The 687-nt window shown below is 75.5% G+C and carries 1 pseudogene; it reads left to right on the forward strand.

What is annotated here, in order from left to right:
- Window positions 1-666 (forward strand): annotated as a pseudogene (locus AAHZ94_RS35525) (family 2 glycosyl transferase); the annotation flags it as partial.
- Window positions 667-687: the final 21 nt, after the last annotated feature.

Genomic DNA, 687 nt, shown 5'->3' on the forward strand with positions numbered 1-687 from the left:
ATGCTGGGCGGCGCCGACGGCCCGCTGGAGCGGCGCGACCCGGTGCAGGTCCCGGCGTTCGTCGCCGAGGAGGCCGGCAACCGCGACCAGGCCCGCACCCTGGTCCTCGACGGCACTGCGGCCCGCGTCGACTACCTGCTGGTCCGCGGCTCGGGCGCGCGCCTGGGCGACGCCGAAGCGGTCACCGCGGCGGGCAGCGACGAACGGCTCGACCGGGTCGTCGCCCACCTCGTCGCCGGCTCCGGAGCCGACCAGACCAACGAACTCGGCGGCTACGCCGTCCGCTACGTCCTGGTACGCGACAGCGCCCCGCGCCAGTTCGCCCGCGTCCTGGACACCACCCCGGGCCTGACCCGGCTTAGCCAGCAGAACGGCAGCGCCCTGTGGCGCGTCGACCAGCGGGTCGCCCGGGTCACCGTACTGCCGCCGACCAGCGGGGACGGCCAGCAGACGGCGGCCGTGCCGCTGCCCGTCGCCGCCGGCCCGATCGCCGCCCGCGACACGCTGCCCGCAGGACCCGCAGGCCGGGTGCTGCGCGTCGCCGACAAGGCCGCGCCCGGCTGGCGGGCCACGCTCGACGGCAAGGAACTCAAGCGGATCACGGTGGACGGCTGGGCCCAGGGCTTTGAACTGCCGGCCGCCGGCGGCCGGCTCACCCTCACCTAAGAGTGTGTCTTATACACATCT

It is taken from the genome of Streptomyces sp. HSW2009, assembly GCF_040240285.1.
GTDB lineage: Bacteria > Actinomycetota > Actinomycetes > Streptomycetales > Streptomycetaceae > Streptomyces.